This is a genomic window from Longirhabdus pacifica (assembly GCF_004115085.1).
In the GTDB taxonomy this organism is placed as follows: Bacteria; Bacillota; Bacilli; order Paenibacillales; family DSM-105158; genus Longirhabdus; species Longirhabdus pacifica.
This window is the reverse complement of record NZ_QXJP01000002.1, coordinates 240026-258546: the sequence shown is the minus strand read 5'-3', so window position 1 is coordinate 258546 and position 18521 is coordinate 240026. Positions and strand designations below refer to the sequence as shown.

Annotated in this window: 19 protein-coding genes and 2 pseudogenes; 20 read left to right on the top strand and 1 reads right to left on the bottom strand. The window is 35.9% G+C overall.

Features of this window, described 5'->3' with window-relative positions; translation table 11 throughout:
• Positions 1–21 precede the first annotated feature (21 nt).
• The 10 genes and pseudogenes from D1Z92_RS02620 to D1Z92_RS02575 form a co-directional block, all read left to right on the top strand.
• Entirely contained in the window at positions 22–1488 is a 1467-nt protein-coding gene (locus D1Z92_RS02620) for a ribonuclease H-like domain-containing protein (protein WP_164931419.1), read from the top strand.
• 189 nt (positions 1489–1677) lie between these two features.
• Entirely contained in the window at positions 1678–2526 is an 849-nt protein-coding gene (locus tag D1Z92_RS02615; RefSeq protein ID WP_128894094.1) for a deoxyribonuclease IV, read from the top strand.
• 31 nt (positions 2527–2557) lie between these two features.
• Complete coding sequence (locus tag D1Z92_RS02610; protein ID WP_128894093.1) at positions 2558–2899, top strand: cyclic-phosphate processing receiver domain-containing protein; 342 nt, start codon at positions 2558–2560, stop codon at positions 2897–2899.
• Complete coding sequence (locus tag D1Z92_RS02605) at positions 2896–3717, top strand: ABC transporter ATP-binding protein (protein WP_306438802.1); 822 nt, start codon at positions 2896–2898, stop codon at positions 3715–3717. The genes D1Z92_RS02610 and D1Z92_RS02605 overlap by 4 nt, the downstream gene beginning before the upstream one ends.
• Positions 3718–3762: 45 nt before the next feature.
• Positions 3763–4740, top strand: a complete 978-nt coding sequence (locus D1Z92_RS02600; RefSeq protein WP_128894092.1) for a YpdA family putative bacillithiol disulfide reductase — start codon at positions 3763–3765, stop codon at positions 4738–4740.
• 116 nt (positions 4741–4856) lie between these two features.
• A pseudogene (locus D1Z92_RS17780) lies at positions 4857–5060 on the top strand (transposase); the annotation flags it as partial.
• Between the two features lie 539 nt (positions 5061–5599).
• On the top strand, positions 5600–6481 hold the full coding sequence (locus tag D1Z92_RS02590) for a ParA family protein (protein ID WP_128894091.1): 882 nt from the start codon (positions 5600–5602) through the stop codon (positions 6479–6481).
• Positions 6478–6852 carry a hypothetical protein gene (locus tag D1Z92_RS02585; RefSeq protein ID WP_128894090.1) on the top strand — a complete coding sequence of 125 codons (375 nt, stop codon included), beginning with the start codon at positions 6478–6480 and terminating at the stop codon, positions 6850–6852. The genes D1Z92_RS02590 and D1Z92_RS02585 overlap by 4 nt, the downstream gene beginning before the upstream one ends.
• Positions 6839–7513, top strand: a complete 675-nt coding sequence (locus tag D1Z92_RS02580) for a hypothetical protein (protein WP_128894089.1) — start codon at positions 6839–6841, stop codon at positions 7511–7513. Before D1Z92_RS02585 ends, D1Z92_RS02580 begins: the two co-directional genes overlap by 14 nt.
• A gap of 124 nt (positions 7514–7637) precedes the next feature.
• Positions 7638–7870: pseudogene (locus D1Z92_RS02575) on the top strand (transposase); the annotation flags it as partial.
• Between the two features lie 107 nt (positions 7871–7977).
• Here the strand turns inward: D1Z92_RS02575 and D1Z92_RS02570 are convergent.
• Entirely contained in the window at positions 7978–8433 is a 456-nt protein-coding gene (locus D1Z92_RS02570; RefSeq protein WP_128894087.1) for a GNAT family N-acetyltransferase, read from the bottom strand.
• 304 nt (positions 8434–8737) lie between these two features.
• Here D1Z92_RS02570 and D1Z92_RS02565 point away from each other — a divergent pair, with 304 nt between their 5' ends.
• From D1Z92_RS02565 to D1Z92_RS02520, 10 genes are all read left to right on the top strand, one after another.
• Entirely contained in the window at positions 8738–9145 is a 408-nt protein-coding gene (locus D1Z92_RS02565) for a hypothetical protein (RefSeq protein WP_128894086.1), read from the top strand.
• A gap of 21 nt (positions 9146–9166) precedes the next feature.
• Positions 9167–9925, top strand: coding sequence for an N-acetyltransferase (locus tag D1Z92_RS02560; protein WP_128894085.1), 759 nt, complete (start codon positions 9167–9169; stop codon positions 9923–9925).
• Positions 9926–10125: 200 nt separating this feature from the next.
• Positions 10126–10671, top strand: coding sequence for a hypothetical protein (locus D1Z92_RS02555; protein ID WP_128894084.1), 546 nt, complete (start codon positions 10126–10128; stop codon positions 10669–10671).
• 323 nt (positions 10672–10994) lie between these two features.
• The gene (locus tag D1Z92_RS02550; RefSeq protein WP_128894083.1) at positions 10995–12155 is read left to right on the top strand and encodes an AAA family ATPase; all 1161 of its coding nucleotides are present in this window, start codon (positions 10995–10997) and stop codon (positions 12153–12155) included.
• Positions 12124–13365: a TadA family conjugal transfer-associated ATPase gene (locus D1Z92_RS02545; protein WP_240666538.1), complete on the top strand. Its 1242-nt coding sequence runs from the start codon at positions 12124–12126 to the stop codon at positions 13363–13365. Before D1Z92_RS02550 ends, D1Z92_RS02545 begins: the two co-directional genes overlap by 32 nt.
• Positions 13362–14108, top strand: a complete 747-nt coding sequence (locus tag D1Z92_RS02540; protein WP_128894082.1) for a type II secretion system F family protein — start codon at positions 13362–13364, stop codon at positions 14106–14108. Before D1Z92_RS02545 ends, D1Z92_RS02540 begins: the two co-directional genes overlap by 4 nt.
• A gap of 14 nt (positions 14109–14122) precedes the next feature.
• Complete coding sequence (locus D1Z92_RS02535; RefSeq protein ID WP_240666544.1) at positions 14123–14989, top strand: type II secretion system F family protein; 867 nt, start codon at positions 14123–14125, stop codon at positions 14987–14989.
• Between the two features lie 35 nt (positions 14990–15024).
• Positions 15025–15246 carry a Flp1 family type IVb pilin gene (locus tag D1Z92_RS02530; RefSeq protein WP_128894080.1) on the top strand — a complete coding sequence of 74 codons (222 nt, stop codon included), beginning with the start codon at positions 15025–15027 and terminating at the stop codon, positions 15244–15246.
• Entirely contained in the window at positions 15247–16314 is a 1068-nt protein-coding gene (locus tag D1Z92_RS02525; RefSeq protein ID WP_128894079.1) for a hypothetical protein, read from the top strand.
• Positions 16298–18511, top strand: coding sequence for a hypothetical protein (locus D1Z92_RS02520; RefSeq protein WP_128894078.1), 2214 nt, complete (start codon positions 16298–16300; stop codon positions 18509–18511). Before D1Z92_RS02525 ends, D1Z92_RS02520 begins: the two co-directional genes overlap by 17 nt.
• Positions 18512–18521 lie beyond the last annotated feature (10 nt).

Genomic DNA, 18521 nt, shown 5'->3' with positions numbered 1-18521 from the left:
AGAAAAATGGGAGGGTGTTTCATGAGCCGATTGCAAAGAGGATTGCAGCGTCTAAAACAATCAAAGCAGACAGCGGAACCTCATATAGATAACCACAAAGACCAAGTGTCGGAAACATACAATAACAATAACGTAATATCATCATCTCCTTCTTCCCATTTGCCTCTTTCTTCTTTGCAAAAACAAGAGCAGAAGGAGGATTGGTCTGCGCTGCAAGCAGCATGGTATCCGTATGAATCTACCGGGTTTGTGAGGCGCATAAAAAAGTTCCCATTGCACACCACTTTTGGACAATATATGTTACAGCAATTTCTCATCGAAGCCGCTGCATTAACAGAGCTCATACAACAGAAACAGAAACATACGCCTGAAGCATCTGAAGCGACTACTCAAATTTCTAGTCAAGCTGCTGTTGAAGCCACGGTTTCAACTGCTGCTGAAACTAAAACTGAAAGTGATGTTGCTCCATCCACCGTACAGTACGATCAATTGCTCTTCTTTGATAGCGAAACGACGGGACTTGGCATGGGAACAGGAAATATTCCTTTTCTCATCGGGATGGGATACGTTGACGTTGAACATGATGCGTTTGTCGTGGAGCAGCTTTTTATGCGAAACCCATCAGAAGAAAATGCGATGCTGCGTTATGTGAAACATAAAATGAGCGCTTATCCGCACTGGGTTTCTTATAACGGAAAATCTTTTGATTGGCCATTGATAAAAAATCGCTTTGTACTGCACCGCATACAGTGGGAAGATAGCACGCTACATCATTTTGACTTTTTACATCCAAGTCGGAGTTTGTGGAAAAGAATTTTACCAACGTGCCGATTGCAGCATGTAGAGCAAATGAAACTAGGCATTGAGCGAGAAGGTGATGTACCTGGTTCGATGGCCCCCCAATTATATTTTCAATACTTAGCGGAGAAAGACAATACGTTACTGCAAGGGGTGTTTGAACATAACGAGCAGGATATTGTATCGCTTGTGCTGTTAGCGATTCACCTCTGTCAAGCAGTGCAGGGCAAGCTGGACATTACTGCAATGAGAGCGGAAGAAATATTTCAATTAGGGCAATGGTTTATACGAATCGGAAAAGAAGACGACGCTCATGAGCTGATGCAGTACGTATATGAACTACATGATCATGAACAGAGAAACAGCGAAGTAACAGGGATTAGCTTACCGCTAGCAGCGTATTTTAAAAAGAAAAACAAATTACATGAGGCCGTGCAACTATGGAAAGTACATATTCAGCAAGAACAGCAGCGGACATTGAAAAGTGTGGAACCGTATATCGAGCTGGCTAAATACTATGAACATAAAACAAAATCATTAGACGTGGCACTGTACTATGCAGAGCAAGCGAAACAAACATTCGTTGCAACAGTAAATATGACTGCAAATAGAAATAAAGAAAAAAAGACGCTGGAAGCTGTAAACCATCGTATTCAGCGATTACGGCATAAATTAGGAGGAGCACAATGAAGACTAGTATGTATGGAGGCAATCACAGCTGGTGAGTGCCCAAAGTTGATTTATTTTAAACAAAAAGAAAGGACTTAATGTAAGCTCATTACCGTTATAGTGGTTGGGTATAATGGAGGATAACGGTTCATGTCAGTGACGAGTGATGAGATGAACACACTGAACACATCTCTCTGAGGAGGTTGTCTTATGCGTTATGGTTGTCATCTTAGTATAAAAAATGGCTACCTACAAGCAGCGAAAACAGCCAAAAAACTCAACATTCAAGCCTTTCAATACTTTCCGAAAAATCCTCGAAGTTTGAGCATCAAAACGTTTGATGTGCATGATGCAGCGGAATGCGCATCTTTTTGCAAAGCGCATAACATTGTATCTGTTGCCCACGCTGCTTATCCTACAAATTTAACAGTACATGATCCGAAGCAGCAGCTTACCATGATGCAATCCATATGGAATGAACTAACGATAGCAGAGGCTTGTGGATCACTAGGGTTAGTACTTCATTTTGGCAAGTTTTCTGGAGAAGATACATTGCAAACGTATCGAAATAGTTTACAATGTATACATGCCATTTGTTCACAGTGGAACGGAAAAGCAAAGCTGCTGATTGAAAATGACGCAGGAGGAACAAGTGGGTTTGGTTCTACTTTCGAAGAAAGTGTGACGATAAGAAATTTATCCCAACATCAAGATAAAATAGGATTTTGTTTAGATACGTGTCATTTGTTTTCAAGTGGGGTATGGGATGGGAATAACCATGCTACATGGGACAAGGCATCCAAGAAGGACGTATGGGAAACCTACAAAAACCATGTGCATGTCGTTCACGTCAATGATTCTATGTATCCTAGTGGATCAGGAAAAGATCGCCACGCCAATGTAGGAAAAGGTCATATCGGACTTGATTCCTTGCAATCTTTTTTAACACATTTTAATCCACTGGTTGTGCCTTTTATCTTAGAAACTCCATATAGTAAAACAGGAGAAAAGGAACAAGAATTACATACATTATCCCAGCTCATACAACGATCACAATGACATGATTACGAAATAAGATAGGAGATAGGCGATGATGCATGTTTATTTAGATGATATTCGTAGATGTCCAGAAGGTTTTGTGTATGCAAAAAATAAAGAAGAATGCATTCTATTATTACAAAGCAACGAAGTAGATATTTTATCATTAGATTACGATTTAGGTCTTGATGAACCGACAGGATTTGATGTGGTGCAAGAGATCGTACTATCCAATTTATGGCCGAAACAAATATACTTACATACATCAAGCGACTATGGGCGAAGACGCATGTACGAATTGCTGTTTCAAGCGAAACCAGCTTCCACAACGTTAAATCATCAAGCTATACCGGACGCTGTGCTGGCACAAATTAAAGAGAGTAGTTCATCATGAGTCTGAGTCAAAACAAGGCAGCTCAAGTAGCTCATAGCGGGAAAGATAAGTTGTCCCCTATGGTGCAGTTTAATAACGTATCCTTCACACGAAATCATAAACACATACTGAGAGATATACATCTTACGATAAATAAAGGAGAACATTGGGTCATTCTCGGTCGCAATGGTACAGGCAAAACGACCATATTAGAGCTAATGAACGGTTTTCACTTTCCTAGTGGTGGTCAAATTAAAGTACTCGGTCAACAGCTAGGTCAAGTGGATGTAAGGGCATTACGCAAGTCGATCGGTTATATTAGCCCATCCATGTTCGAAAAATTCAATTTGCAAGATCCAGTTTGGGAAGTTGTAGCTACAGGTGCTAGTGCTTACTTACGTTGGTATGAACAAGTCCCTTCAGATGTGAAGGAAAAAGCGCATCTGTTACTAGAGGAAGTGGGACTCCAATCCCTAGCCAATCATCCCTTAGGTTTATTATCGCAAGGAGAAAGAAAAAAAGTATTAATTGCAAGGGCCATGATGAACGATCCGCTTCTGTATATTTTAGATGAAGCTTGTGCAGGATTGGATCTATATGAAAGAGAAAAATTATTGGAAGATTTGCAGACACTATCAGCAAAAGGAACGCTTGTTTATGTCACGCACTATTTGGAAGAAATCACTCCTCTTTTTACCCACGTTGCCTTAGTGAAAGACGGGACACTACTAGCAAAGGGAGAAAAACGGAGCATATTGACTACCACGAATGTTCAAAAAGCGTATGATCTTCCATTAAGTATAACGTGGAACCATGATAGACCATCTGTCCACTTGTAACATGACATCCATATAAATGAGATATAAATGAGGAGAGAAACCAAGATGGAAAAAGAAAAAGTGATCATCATCGGAGCTGGTCCTTGTGGGTTGTCCGCAGCGGCTGAATGCCAGAAGCAAGGTTTGAACCCACTGATCATAGAAAAAGGTTCCGTCGTTCATTCTATATATCAATATCCTACTTATTTGTCCTTTCATAGTTCAGCAGATCGTTTGGAAATTGCAGATATTCCATTCATGACACCAAATGAGAAGCCGACAAGACACGAAGGATTAAATTACTATCGAACGGTAGCTTCACGCCTACATCTTCGAATCCATATGTATGAAGAAGTTGTACAATTGGAAAAAACAGCAGCAGGCACGTTTATGATGACTACCCAACATCGTACAAAAGGAAAACAGCAGTATGAAACAGAAAATGTGATTATAGCTACAGGATATTTTGATCATCCTAAAACGCTACATATACCAGGGGAAGACCTGCCTAAAGTGTCTCATTTCTACAAAGAAGCACATCCTTATTATCAAATGAAAGTGGCGATTATTGGTGGGAAAAACTCAGCCGTCGATGCTGCAATTGAATTAGAAAGAGCTGGAGCAGAAGTAACCGTCATCTACCGACAAGAAGCGTTATCGCCTAGTGTGAAAGCGTGGACGAAGCCTGTATTCGAAAGTTTGGTAGCCAAAGACAGAATTAACATGCTTTGGAGCGCAGAAGTGAATGAGATAAAAGAAGAAAGCATCATCTATTCGCAAAATGGAAAAAGAGTAGAAATGGAAAATGATTTTGTATTTGCTTTGACAGGATACCGACCCGATCGCACGTTTATGACGCAATTAGGTATTCAAATTGACCAAGAGACAGGGGCACCGTTTTTTCATGAACATTCGATGGAGTCTAATGTAGAAGGTGCATATATCGCGGGTGTCATTGCCGCAGGGGAAAATGCAAACGTCATTTTTATTGAAAATGGTAGAGAACACGGGAAACCTATTGCACAGCACATCGCTAGCAAATAGGAACCGTTCTTTTGCATGGAATATTTGGAGTTAGTATAAAAGTATGGATACAATGAAGTTAAGTCTCTATGTCAAAATAATAGAGAGGAAGTGTCCGAGGCGAAACAAAAAAAAGATACAATAAAGCGTTAAAAGAAACTATCTTAGAATTGTATCAAACAGAAACACCTTTAAGTGAGCTATGCCGCGAATATGGAGTCAGCAGCGAAGTAATTATCTATAAATGGAACAGAGCCCATACGCCTATACAAGGTAAAGAAGTTATGACTCCAGCAGACTTTACGGCGATGCAAAAAGAAAACTTCCGCCTTCAGCAATAAGTAGAAATACTAAAAAAGGATATAAGTATATTCATGCAAAATTAACCGATCATCGATCATATTGCATAGGAAAAAGACAATCAACCTATTCAAGTGTTTTGTCACGTTCTTGGTGTACCCAAAAGTACGTTTTTTTACTTAATTGAAAATATATAACATCGAAGAATAAGTATCACAACTCGATTTTTGTCTTACAAATGTAACCTATATATACAATGATTTAATCGTATTAAATTTGCAATCATGACAGTTTTTAATTGCTATGATAATAACATGGAATAGTAAACGAAACAGCCTAATTTTTAGAGGTAGGTAGTCAAATTTTGTGACTGTTATTTGAGTAGTGGAGAGATGTCTTTATAGGAATGAAGCTAATCAAATGTGAAAAAAGTGTTGTAATTCGTTGAAAAAGAAGGATTTTGAGTATGATTTGTCCAATATCTCTTTTATAGAGTCATTTCAAGGGTAAGTTGAATGAATAAAAACATCTTTGATTTTATAATTAAACCATAAAAGTAGGGGAATTGGAGGGGCATTATATGAACGAACAAATTCAAATACCTTTTAAAAAAGATGGAAAGATAATCTCATTAATTAATATGAAAGGTGGAGTTGGCAAAACAACATTGAGTGTTGGGATTGCTGACTTTTTAGCTAATTATAGGGGGGGATCAAATAAAAAAATCTTATTAATAGATGTAGACCCACAATTTAATGCTACTCAAGCTTTACTAGATAATTATTGTGATGAAGATTACTTCGAAAGCATCTTGCCCAAAGAAAGAACTATTAATAAATTATTTAAGCCTCAAGTGCAATTTTCAGAAGAAAGTAAAATTCCTACCACTGAAGAAATGATAGTGGAATTAACAGATAATTTGCACATTGTTTGTGGAGATTTGAATTTAGTTTTAGCAAACAAATCAAGCGATTACTCATATATTAAAAAATTAAAAAGGTTTATTAAGGACAATAATTTAAGAGAAATTTATGATCTGATAATTATTGATTGTCCACCTACGTTAACGATTTATACTGATAGTGCCTTAATTGCATCTGATTATTATTTAATCCCAAATCGAATTGATAGATATTCTATTATTGGTATATCATCTCTTCAAAAAGCTATAAAAAATTTAACATCAGAAGAAGATATAGATTTAAAATGCTTAGGATTAATTTATACTATTCTTGATGATGAGTTGACGGCTAAACAAATAGATATGAAAACGAATTTTGAAGAAAAATCAGAAGTTCAAGAGGTGTATATTTTCACCGCTAACACTAGTTATGTTAAAGATATTCAGGTAGGAAAACAAGGTCCAATTCCAACTAGGTACAAAAAATCTAGAAATGATCTTCAAGATATTTGTATAGAGCTTTTGGATAGAATAGAATCCAAGGAGTTAGACAATGTATGAATAATAAACTAAATTATTACAGAAGCGAGCTTAAATCTAAAAACGTTGCAAAGTATAAGTTGGTAGGAATTACCACTGAGTTAATACTTAATACAACTATCTTCTCAAAAAATGAGAATATAGTTCCTTTTTTAAAAAGTGTTTATAATCTAACTTATAAAGAGTACATTATAAGATCTAGAACAATGATATTAGCTAGAACAGCAAGGTATATATATAAGTTGGATAGTAAGGAATATGAAAATTCAAGAAAGGAACTACTGAATTTCATCAACAAATGTTTACAATTATCAATTCAAAATAAAGAAGTGAAAAATACAAGTAGTGATTTTAGTAAATGGATGGATGGGATAACAGATGCCGACAGCTGAATTAACATTTAAAGAATTGGCTGATGTAAAGTTAGAAATAAATACTTTTATTGACTTAGAATTTGATAATATTGGTGAATTAGATAAAAATAACCTAAAATTTATTTTGAAAAAGGTTGTTTTTTTAAAGTATCTAATTAGACAAGATGCCCAATTTTTTTTATTTCAAGCACTATCTTCCGACATTATTTATTTAATTTCATCTATAAAGAAAGGAGAAGTAAGATATTATTATTTCAATATAAGATCAATAATTGAACATTCACTTAGGATTATTAATAATATCGATTCTACGGATACTATAACTAATGCTAATCTAATAAAAAAAACACAGAAATTATTAGATGATAGCAAAGCAAAAATTAACTTAGACGTTGTCAAAAATGAGTACAATACTTCTTGTCTTTATATACATGGAAACAAGAGTGCAGACTTACAGTTAGTTAAATTTTATCAAAACTGTGTTGAACAAAAAGGTCCAATCAAAGATTTAACTAAAAAACTAAATGTCTTGATTAAGTTATTTAAGGAACTATTTGAGTTATTAATAATAACTCAATGTTCCATAGTGGATGCGGCCTATCATAGAAGGAAATCAATATTGAAGTTTTTAATAGGAAATGAATCATATTCAATATTTGAACAATTTAAAAAGGAATAGTGGAAAGGTGTTCAACAAGTATAAAGAGTTGTTGTTTGATGCTAGTCTAAAAAGTGGGCACGGTAAATAGGGAGAAAATATCGTGTAATAAAAGCTATCATTTACCGAACGGGAGTGTCTACATATGAGAAGAAAAAGTCACGATAAAGATTTTAAAATTGAAGCAGTACGTATGGTTGAAAATGGGAGGAAAGTTGCTGAGGTAGCACGTGAACTAGAGCTGGCAGATCAAACCCTTCATAATTCGGTACAAAAATATAGAAAAGAGCCGAAAAGTGCATTTGTTGGTAGCGGAAATAGGACCCCAGAAGATAAAGCAGATTTAAATTAGAAGAGGAAAACGCAATCTTAAACAAGACATTAGACTTGTATTTCGTGATCCATTGTTGACTGCAGAGTATATTTTATTTTGTAATTTTTGGTTAATCAACACGCTTTGCAGTGTAACTGCTTAGATCCTTAGATCACAGTATATATTCAAATCTAAGCATATGTTTACACTGTATACCGTCTTCAAAAATTTCTTCTTTGTATTTATCTACAAAATAATGATGCCATAGTTCGAACAGATCAAATCCACTTTTTTGATAAAAAGCAATATTTCCTATACTAGAGTTGCCTGTTCCAAGTATGATTCTTGTCTTTTTCTCATGTTTAATATGCGCTATTGTATACTGAAGTAATTGTTTTCCGTATCCTTTTCCGCGCACAGCTTCAATGACGCCAATATTCATAATTTCTACTTCTTTTTCCGCTGTATTTTTATAATGACATACGCCTATACATCTTTCTTCATCCATCATGGCAATTAGCGTACCTTCATCAATATATTCTAGGACAACGTTTTTATCTGGGTCAGCTATTAGTAACAAATCCATAAAATTTTGTCTATCCTCTGTTTTAATATTTTTAAATTCCATTCATGTAACCTCCTTCAATGGCTAGCCTTTTTATTTGTATTATATATCATATCACTGCAGCGTATCATTATTTCATCTTTGATCTGAATCAAAGTAGAAATTTTTTATCATGATCATACTCAATAGCACATGGAGTTCAACAAAAATTTGTCTTACATATCATTGATAATGTGGAAACATAAGCTATCCTAGGAATAAGGAATGATGCTAAAAGCATGGTTTTAAATTGTTTTTATTTGAAAAATATTTCTAAATAGATAATGAAACTATCGTGTATACACAGGTAAGGAGGAATGAAAAATAGATGAAGCAGTTTACTTTATTGTTGGTCATTTGTTTTATCATGGTCTCGGCATGCAGTGAACAACACGAAAAATTAGAAATTATAACTTTAGCAGAGGCATACCCTGGTGATCTTAACAGCATTACGAAAATAATCATTGTAGATGGGGGAAGTGGGGAGAGAAGAAGTTTTACAGATGTAGATGATATACAATTATGGCTAGATCAAATTAGTGATTTAGAATTTCATCCAGATCCTAACCAGGAGTCTAGAAATGGGTTTCGATATTCCGTTTCGTTGTATGAAAAAGATGAACGCATGTTTGGGTTTACCCTAAATAATATAAATGGAAATTATTATATTGCTGATTCGAGACTGCTACCATCGATTTCAGAATTTTATCTTTCAAAAGATGATAGTGTTGACTAGTTTACTTAGGAGGCAAGGGGCATGGAATACATTCAAATTACAAAAAACAACATCCAAGATGAGCACATATGTTGTGCGTTAGGGACAAAGCAATACGAAAAAGCTGTGAATGAAAAGAAACAATGGCTCAGTAAACGAATGGATGAAGGATTAGTTTTTTATCGATTAAACGAGCGAGCAAAAGTGTTTATCGAATATTTACCTGCTGAAATGGCGTGGGTACCTATTCATGCGCCTAATTATATGTATATTGATTGTTTATGGATTGCTGGGAAATATAAAGACAATGGGCACGGAAAACAATTGCTACAAAAGTGTAAAGAAGACGCTATGGCTAGAGGTATGGATGGGATGGTACATATAGTAGGGAAGAAGAAAGTTCCATATTTAAGTGAAAAACGGTATTTTGAACATATGGGTTTTACATTAGTAGATCACATAGAACCTTATTTTGACTTAGTTTCGTTGACTTGGAATGACGAGGCCCCTACACCTTCTTTTAATGTAAATGATAAATCTTTGGTCACGAATCAAGGAGTAACTATATATTATACTGCGCAATGTCCTTATGCTGTAGGTATTTTAGAGCAATTACAAAAAGTTGCAGAAAAGAAAGGGGTTAGTTTCACTACGCATCAACTAACGACTAAAGAACAAGCGCAAAATGCCCCTACTGTTTGGACAACGTTTGGTCTATTTTATAATGGGAAATTTGTTACACATGAAATGATGAGTCCCAACAAATTTGAAAAAATTCTATCACAGTTGCTTGAAACATAACTGAAATACTATGTTTGTCGTACCAATTCTAATTATGCATGTTCGGTGTAAAGATAAAGCAATTATTTTATTGCTTCTTTAGTATGTCATTATCTAAATATTTTACTAAACTTATAGGTTAAAAATAAAAATAATGAAAGAAGGAATGTGTAGAAATTTGTTGAATACTAAATAGGATAAAAATTTGGGGGTATTCAACTATGACGAAATATATGGTTAAATTACTGTTTCTATCATTATTTATGTTAATCATTCTAGTAGGGTGTAATAATGAAGAATCAAACTTAAGTGATCTTGAAGGTAGCTTTATAGAAATACTAGATAATTATTCGTATTTATTAAAAGATCAAACAGGTAAGACCATGGAAGAAATAAAAACAATGGAACAAGCTGTATTGATCAATGAGGAGTTAACCAAAAATACGGGTATTTCAAATGAAACTATAGAGTTAGGTTGGTTAGATTACGAAATTGGTAAGGCAGATAAAATACATATTCGCTATGTATTTAGTAATAATACTTTAACTCAATACGCAATTAAATTTCGTTCGATGATTAATAATGGGGATTATACAGATGAAATTCTGAGCAAAGATTTTATTGCCACAGAGCTATATAAAAGACTAGAGGAACAATACGGTGATCCAGATTTTAAAAATTCCAGCGTGTGGACTTGGAACAAAAAAGATTTTGTTGTGAGTTTTAAACCAACTATGCTAGATGTTGTTTTTAATGATTTAAAATAAAGAGCAACATATTATTTTGTAAAAAATTGTTGATATTTTGCTAATATGCGTATAAACTAAATGTAGTTTACGTTTAACAAGTGTTATCTTATGTTATAATTTGAAGCCAACATCATGTGAAATTTATTTTAACCTATAATGATACAATGCGGAAGCACCGCTAATGATGACCTTTCACGGTCTAGTTAGCGGTGCTTTTTTGTTGTTGGAAAGGAGTGATATGCATAGTTGGAGCAATTAAATGAAGTGCGTATCGCATGGTTGATTGCAGGCATTGCCCTTATTTTTATACTAGGCGGTGTACTTAAGCTATTTGGCGTCATTTGAAATACGATTGCAGGAAAGAAGGAGATGTTATTTTAATTTTCTTGGCAGATGAAGATGAGAAATATGTAAAACTTTTTTGTGACTATATAAGCAGATCCCTAACACTCAATCAGAAAGTAAAAGTGAAGGGCTTTACGACAGCGGAGACACTAAGTAATGCACTTCAAGGAACAGATAAGCCCAACATTGTTTTAGCTGGAAAGTCATTATGGGACAGTAGCATGCAGGACATGGAACACGGAGTATGCGTAATAGAGCTTGCTCAAGGACAAGAGGAAGCCTTAGAGTCAGCACCTTTTAAACTGGCTAAGTATCAGTCCATCGATGATCTGCTGCAAAAAATAGAGCAAATAACGTTACATCAGTACATGCACAGCACGCAAAAAAGTGGTACCCCACAACAGCATGGAAGTTGTGTGATCTCTGTCGCATCCGCAGCTGGGGGAGTTGGCAAAACAACGTTTTGCAGGTGCTTAATTCAGCATTATGTGAATGAAGGCAAGAAGGTACTTTACTGCAATATAGAAACGTTTAGTTCATGGCTCGAGTTGTCTTTGCAAGAAAAAAATGATGCATTAGATAGACTATTTTATTATTTGCAAAGTGACTCAGATCAAGTAATGGAGCAGCTCAAGGCTTGTATGACATATGACGAAGTCATGCAATGCCATGTCTTGCCTCCTATTTATCAGATGGAGGTGATGCAAGAAGTCACCGTGACCGACATGCAGAAATTGATCGATATGATACGCCAGTTAGGATTGTATGATGTCATCATTTTGGATCATGATGCTGGTTGGCATGTCCGATTGGAAGGTTCCAGTGCTTGCAGTGATGTTACGTTATGGTTGATGTCTGAGGCAGTAGTAACCAAGACGAAAACACAGCAGTTGCTACATTATTTATTACATAACAAAAAAGTACAACGACCACAACATCAGCTAGTGATGAATAAGGTGACGAACGAAGAAACCAAAGATTGGAATAACGAGACGCTACCGATTAGCATGAGACTACCGTATGTTCCTCAGTGGAAATCATTACAGGTGCGCATGAAGCAAGACATTCCATCGGTGTACTTGCAAGAAATAAACAAATGGCTAACGTCCAAGGAGATGAGTTTCATTGAACCAGGAAGAAATCATTCTCTCCATTAAAAAAAACTTACAGCATTATATCGAAACATACGATTTTGAAGATGACGGTGCAATGCTGAGATGGATTGAAGAGCAGACGTTAGATATAGCTATACAATTCAATAACAAAGCAAAAAAAGAAATGGTCATGCGTGTGTACAATGCATTTCGTGGTTACGATGTATTACAGCCGCTTATCGATGACCCTGCGATTACAGAAATTATGATCAACCATCACCAGCAAATCTTTATAGAAAAAGAAGGCAGGGTGATGTTATCTGATTACGTTTTTGAAAGCGAACAAAAATTAGAAGATATTATCCAACTTATCGTGGGCAAAGTAAATCGAATTGTAAACGATAGTTCGCCCATCGTAGATGCTAGACTTCCAGATGGATCAAGGGTAAATGTGGTCTTGCCTCCGATTGCATTGCATGGGCCAACCATTACTATTCGTAAGTTTCCAGAGCAACCATTAACGATGGATAATTTAATCTCATATGGCTCCATCACAGAAGAGGCTAGTCAGTTATTGAAAACATTAGTAAAAGCAAAATACAACATTTTCATTGGTGGAGGAACAGGATCAGGAAAAACGACGTTTCTTAATGTGCTTTCCCAGTACATTCCCGACGACGAAAGAATTATTACGATCGAAGATTCAGCAGAATTACAGATTCGCACCATTCCCAACATCGTTTCCCTTGAGACAAGAAATGCGAACACGGAAGGAAAAGGAGAGATCTCTATTTCTCAACTTATTCGTACATCACTACGGATGAGGCCTAATCGCATCATTGTAGGAGAGGTGAGGGGAGCAGAAGCATTGGACATGCTGCAAGCGATGAACACAGGTCATGACGGCAGTCTAAGTACAGCCCATGCCAATTCTGTCCATGATATGGTCAGCAGATTGGAAACGATGGTACTTAGTAATGTACAGCTTCCGGTAGAGGTCATTCGTTCGCAGATTAGTTCTGCCATCGATATATTTGTTCATTTGTCTCGCATACGTGATCGAAGTCGAAGAATAATGGAGATTAGTGAAGTGAAGGGAATGGAAAATGGGGAAATCCAATTAAATCCGTTGTATCAATTTGTAGAAGACGGAGAAGAGAAAGGGAAAGTCCTAGGTGGATTACGTCACACAGGGCAGTCACTGTTCCATTTAGAAAAACTACACCTTGCTGGATTATCCTTACCTGAAATCAAGGAAGGAGGAGCGCATTGAAAAAGATTTTTGTGAAAAGTCCTTTCGTAAGTAAAAAGAAAATAGTGCAAGCCACTGTGATTGTAGCGATCATACTATTTGGAATTGGCTACGTATTTTTTCAGCATGTGATTGCTGCCTTCATTATTTCGTCAGCAGCCATCTTTTATCCGAAAATGAAAATAAAAGATTGGGAAGACAAATACAAGTTTGATTTAGCATTGCAATTCAAACAAGTGTTAATCGTTATTAATTCTTATGTTTCCGCTGGAAAATCAGTAGAGACCGCTTTTCAAGATTCTTTTAAAGAAATAAAGATGTTGTTTCCAGATGAGAATACGCCAATCGTAAAAGAGTTGCAATTAATAAATCGTAAACTACGAAATGGACAGCCGTTGGAAATTGCTTTAAAAGATTTTAGTGAGAAAACAAAGCAGGAAGATATTCAAGATTTTACAGAAGTATTTAACGCATGTAAGCGAACCGGTGGCAACATCAGTGAAGTGATTCGTAAAACATCTCAAGTTATAGGAGAGAAAGTGGACATTCAACAAGAAATTTCGGTGTTGATTGCACAGAAAAAGTTTGAATCACAAGTGTTAACAGCGGCTCCACTTGCATTTATTGCTTTTTTAAAATTAAGCTCTCCTGAATATGTCGCCCCTCTATATGTTGGTGGTGGTAGAGTCATTATGTTTATCTCATTGGTGGTTCTCGTGGGTTGTTATTACATGACGCAAAAAATGATGAATATTAAGGTGTGAGACAGTTGATCTACGTGTATTATGCTATAGCAGTTTTGCATATTGGTATCTTTATGACTGCCCTCATTACTGTAAGGCCTCATCATAAGCAATTGGCAGAGGAAGAGGGTAAAGAAGCAAGTTTTAGACCTTTTTTAGCTGTAGGGGTACGCTGTTATGACATGCTGCGTATACAAGGATGGGCAAAAAACTACTTAAATTTAATCTATGTCCCTATCAACACGCTAAAATTTTCAACGAAAACGTGGGAAGCAGTCAAAATAGAAGTCGCACAAATCATTACCATTCTTTTATGTATGAACATGCTAATTAGCCTTTTAATGATTGGAACGTCAGCAGACGTAGCAGGCATTTTTCTCATTGTTTTACTGTCTCTGATGATTCCGTTTGTTAAATATAAACAGCTACAGCAAAAAGTAAAAGAGCGAAAAAGAGAGATTTTAATCGAATTGCCGAAACTGCTGAACAAACTAACGTTGCTCGTTGCAGCGGGAGAAACTTTACTGAAAGCAATGGCCAAAGTGGTGGAAGTTAGAGAAAGAGAAGAACATAATGTTCTCATCACGGAATGGAAAAGAATGATTCATTTACTAAGTCATCAATATTCTTTCCCACAAGCGATGGAAGAAATGAATCGAAGGCTAGCGGTGCAGGAGGTGTCCCTTTTTACGAATACCGTCTTGCTTAATTATAGACGGGGAGGGAACGACCTTGTTGTAGCTTTGAGAGGACTATCTCAGCAGTTATGGGAATCTAGAAAAACGCTTACGAAAACAATGGGTGAAGAAGCTTCATCCAAATTAGTATTTCCGATGATTATTATATTTTTAGTCGTGTTAGTTATCGTGGCTACACCTGCGATTATGAGCATGCAATTTTAGAAGAATAATTCAAATGTGAGAGGAAGATTATAACTATGTTAACTAAATTTAATGCAAAAATAAAAGATTTTCATGAAGATCAAAGAGGATTAGGAACATTAGAAATATTATTAATCGTAGCAGTACTTGTCGTCGTCGCTATTATTTTCAGAAAGTACATCATTTCCTGGGTAGACGGTTTGTTTGGGGATATTGATGGGGAAATAAACGACAAAGGTGGAAAGGGTGATATGACTAATCCTGGACCAGGAAATTAAATGAAAAAATACAAATGGTTTAAATCTCAGCAAGGAAGTTTTACGCTTGAATCTACCCTAGCATTTCCTGTTATCATTATGTTTGTCGTATTGCTGCTCGGTCTGACGACGGCTTCTTATGATCATGTTAAACTAATTTTTTATTCGCAAACTTCTGTCGAACGAGCAGCTTACATTTGGGATAACGAGCAAAGAGATATAGAAACAGGGGCTTACGGCATGAAACCGAAAACCATGGGAGCATTTTACTGGCGATGGACGGACGATAAGGCATACAATATTTTTTTAGGTTTTAATAACCCCTCTGTAACAGTGGACATTCCTGCTGGTGAAAGTAATAGTGACGATAGAGCAACGATGAAATTAACCAAAGCCATTCAAGATTTACCTGCTGATGAAGCTTACAGTGGCAGTCTATCTTACTCTAATTATATTTTAGAGCGAAGAGTGGATGGAAAGCTGGAACAGGAAGTGAACTCTCCTTTTATTAACCAAGTCAGCATATTAGGTGAAACGGAAGTCGTGCTTGGTGAAGAAGCAAAGTCATGGATAATAGAACCGACGGAGTTTATTCGTACAGTAGATTTTATAGTAACGTATGCAAAAGCATATAAAGATAATTACGCCAAAGATGGTGAAGATACATTAAACAAAAGTACGGCAACAGAAGCCATCAATGAATTTTTGGATATGGATGAGCAACAAGATGAAGAAGAGAAACCATATAAAAAATTAAAGGATCATGGAGCAGCAGTAATAGAGCTAAAAAAGATGGTAAATGGTAAAAAGTCTTCTATAGAAACATCTTATGGAGAGAGGGACATCGATGCTTTAGATACAGATGGTGTAATGCATCACGCCTTATCTTCATGGACAAATAGCAGCTTGGAGGATCAGTTGGTAAAGGATATAGAGCTTGTAAGTGAAGGCGAAGTGGTGGTATGGCATTTTTTTGAGACCAAAAAGACGATTAAACTGGAGCCTACGGGAGAAATGCGGCAACGAATTATCGATGCTGGTATTACAATAGTAGTGCATAAAGAGGTGGAACATGAAGAGGAAGAATAAGATAGGGAATAATGCAGAGATGAAATCAGAACGTGGTGCAGCTACTATTTTTTTCATGATTATTTTATCAGTGATTTTTTTGTTTGTGACGATGTTTGCGGATTTTGCGAGAATTAAAGCAGGTCAGTATCAAGCAGAATTAGCGATAAAATCCTCACTACGTTCACTTTACTCTCATTTTGATTCTACAATACAACCTTATGGTTTATATGGAGTCAATCACCAAAATCCAGATGCACTAGTGAAGCAGATTATAGAAGAAAATTTACGCGTTAGTGATGGTGATCATAGCTGGTTGGACACTGATGTGACCGCTATCCAGCTAAACCATGGCTATAACCTAGCACATGTAGATGTGTTTGAGCAGCAAATTATGGAGGATATGAAATACACCGCACCGATAGAAATCATATCTTCCATTGTGAATACATTCAGTAAAAATAATTTGAAAGAAGAAATGGAAAAGTCCGTTAAACTTGCGGATGAGCTAGAAGAAATTGAAGAGCTAATGAATGATCGAGATAAAAAAGCAAATGCATTATGGAAAGAAACGAAAGATTTTATTGGTAATAAAGGATCCGTTTCTCATTTATATACGGTCGTGGATGTGGATTTTGAAGCATTGGACAGCTTAGCTGATGAAATTGGCGATGAAGATGAGACAGAGCTAAGGAACAAACTGAAATCGTTAAAAGATGAGAAAAAGGAGTTGAAGAAGCGAATGAAAGAAGAGCAGACTGCAGAAGAAGATGAGAACGAGGAAGATGATAGTGCTGAACAAAGCAATTCTAGCAAGCTAGAAGAAGAATTAAAGGAGATTGAAGAAGAAATAGAAGAGGTCAACGACATACTAGATAAAATAGATCAGTTTTTTGAAATCTATGATGAAGTTAGCGATAAAATTGAGCTATATCGTGCTTCTTTTAAAGAATCAAATGAAGATATATCAAAATACTTAGAACAAACAGAAGATTATAACCATAAATTAAAGCAGAAATTGCAAGAGGCAGATTTAGATAGAACAACATACGGGCCTCTAATCGACAGTATTCACATTTATGATGATGACTTTTTTTCAAAATATCGTAGTAACATGGCAGATATTTTAAGCAAATTTAATGCTTTTGAGCAATCATTTCAAAGCATATCTGTAGACAAACCAGCTGATTTCAACCCACACTACAGTAAATTAACAACAAAAAATCATGCTTATTATAATAAAGCGAATAGCGTGTTTACTTACGTATCAAACAATAGAAAAAATATCGAATCAAAACAAGATGAAATGGAAAAAGAGAAAGATAATCAACTCGATGAAATAGAAAAGCAATTAACTAAACTAGATACCATAACAGGCATTTGTCCATCTAGCCTACAACCCCTCTACGACCAATTAGAAGGTGAGAACGGATTCTATAACATGTACAAACAGTACAATGAGAGTGAAGACAATGAGTCATCTATGTTGATTGAGGATATTCAAGATAGTGAAAAAATAGGGAAACAATCCATGAATTTTCTAGATCAAATCACAAACGCATTAAATGATGTGGCAGCAGGTGTATATGTGAATGAATATGCATTAACAAAGTTCAATTATAGAACGATGCAAGAGCCGGGAACAAAAAGTACACAAACAGCAACTGCTCTTTCACAACCATTACAACATACATTGCCTACACAAGAAGCAGAGTATATTTTGTACGGTTTTGACACGTGTAAAAAAAATTTAAGCTCTGCCTATGCAGAAATGTACTTAATTCGTTTAGCCATTCATACAGCAGAAAACTTAACAGAACCAGATAGTAGAATTTTATCCCTTGGCTCTCCATTATTGGCGTTTCTAGCAGCGGTTGCAGAAGCGGCACTTGAAGCGTATAACGATATGAACAAGTTAATTGAGGGTAAGGATGTTTCTATTTCAAAAAAATTCACGAAATCATTGACATTTAACTACAAAGATTATTTACGGTTATTTATGCTCATACATCATAATCAACAAAATATGATGTACCGCATGCAATCATTAATTCAATTGAATACCGGTGTCAACCTGCAAGACAGGCCTGTCTATACAGAGGCTCAAGTGACGATGCAGACCAAACTATTATTCATGCCTACAACGATGAAAATGATCAATCGAAATGTAGAAGAACGCTATGATTTAGAACCATTTCAATTCGTATACTCCTATTAAAGGATGAAGG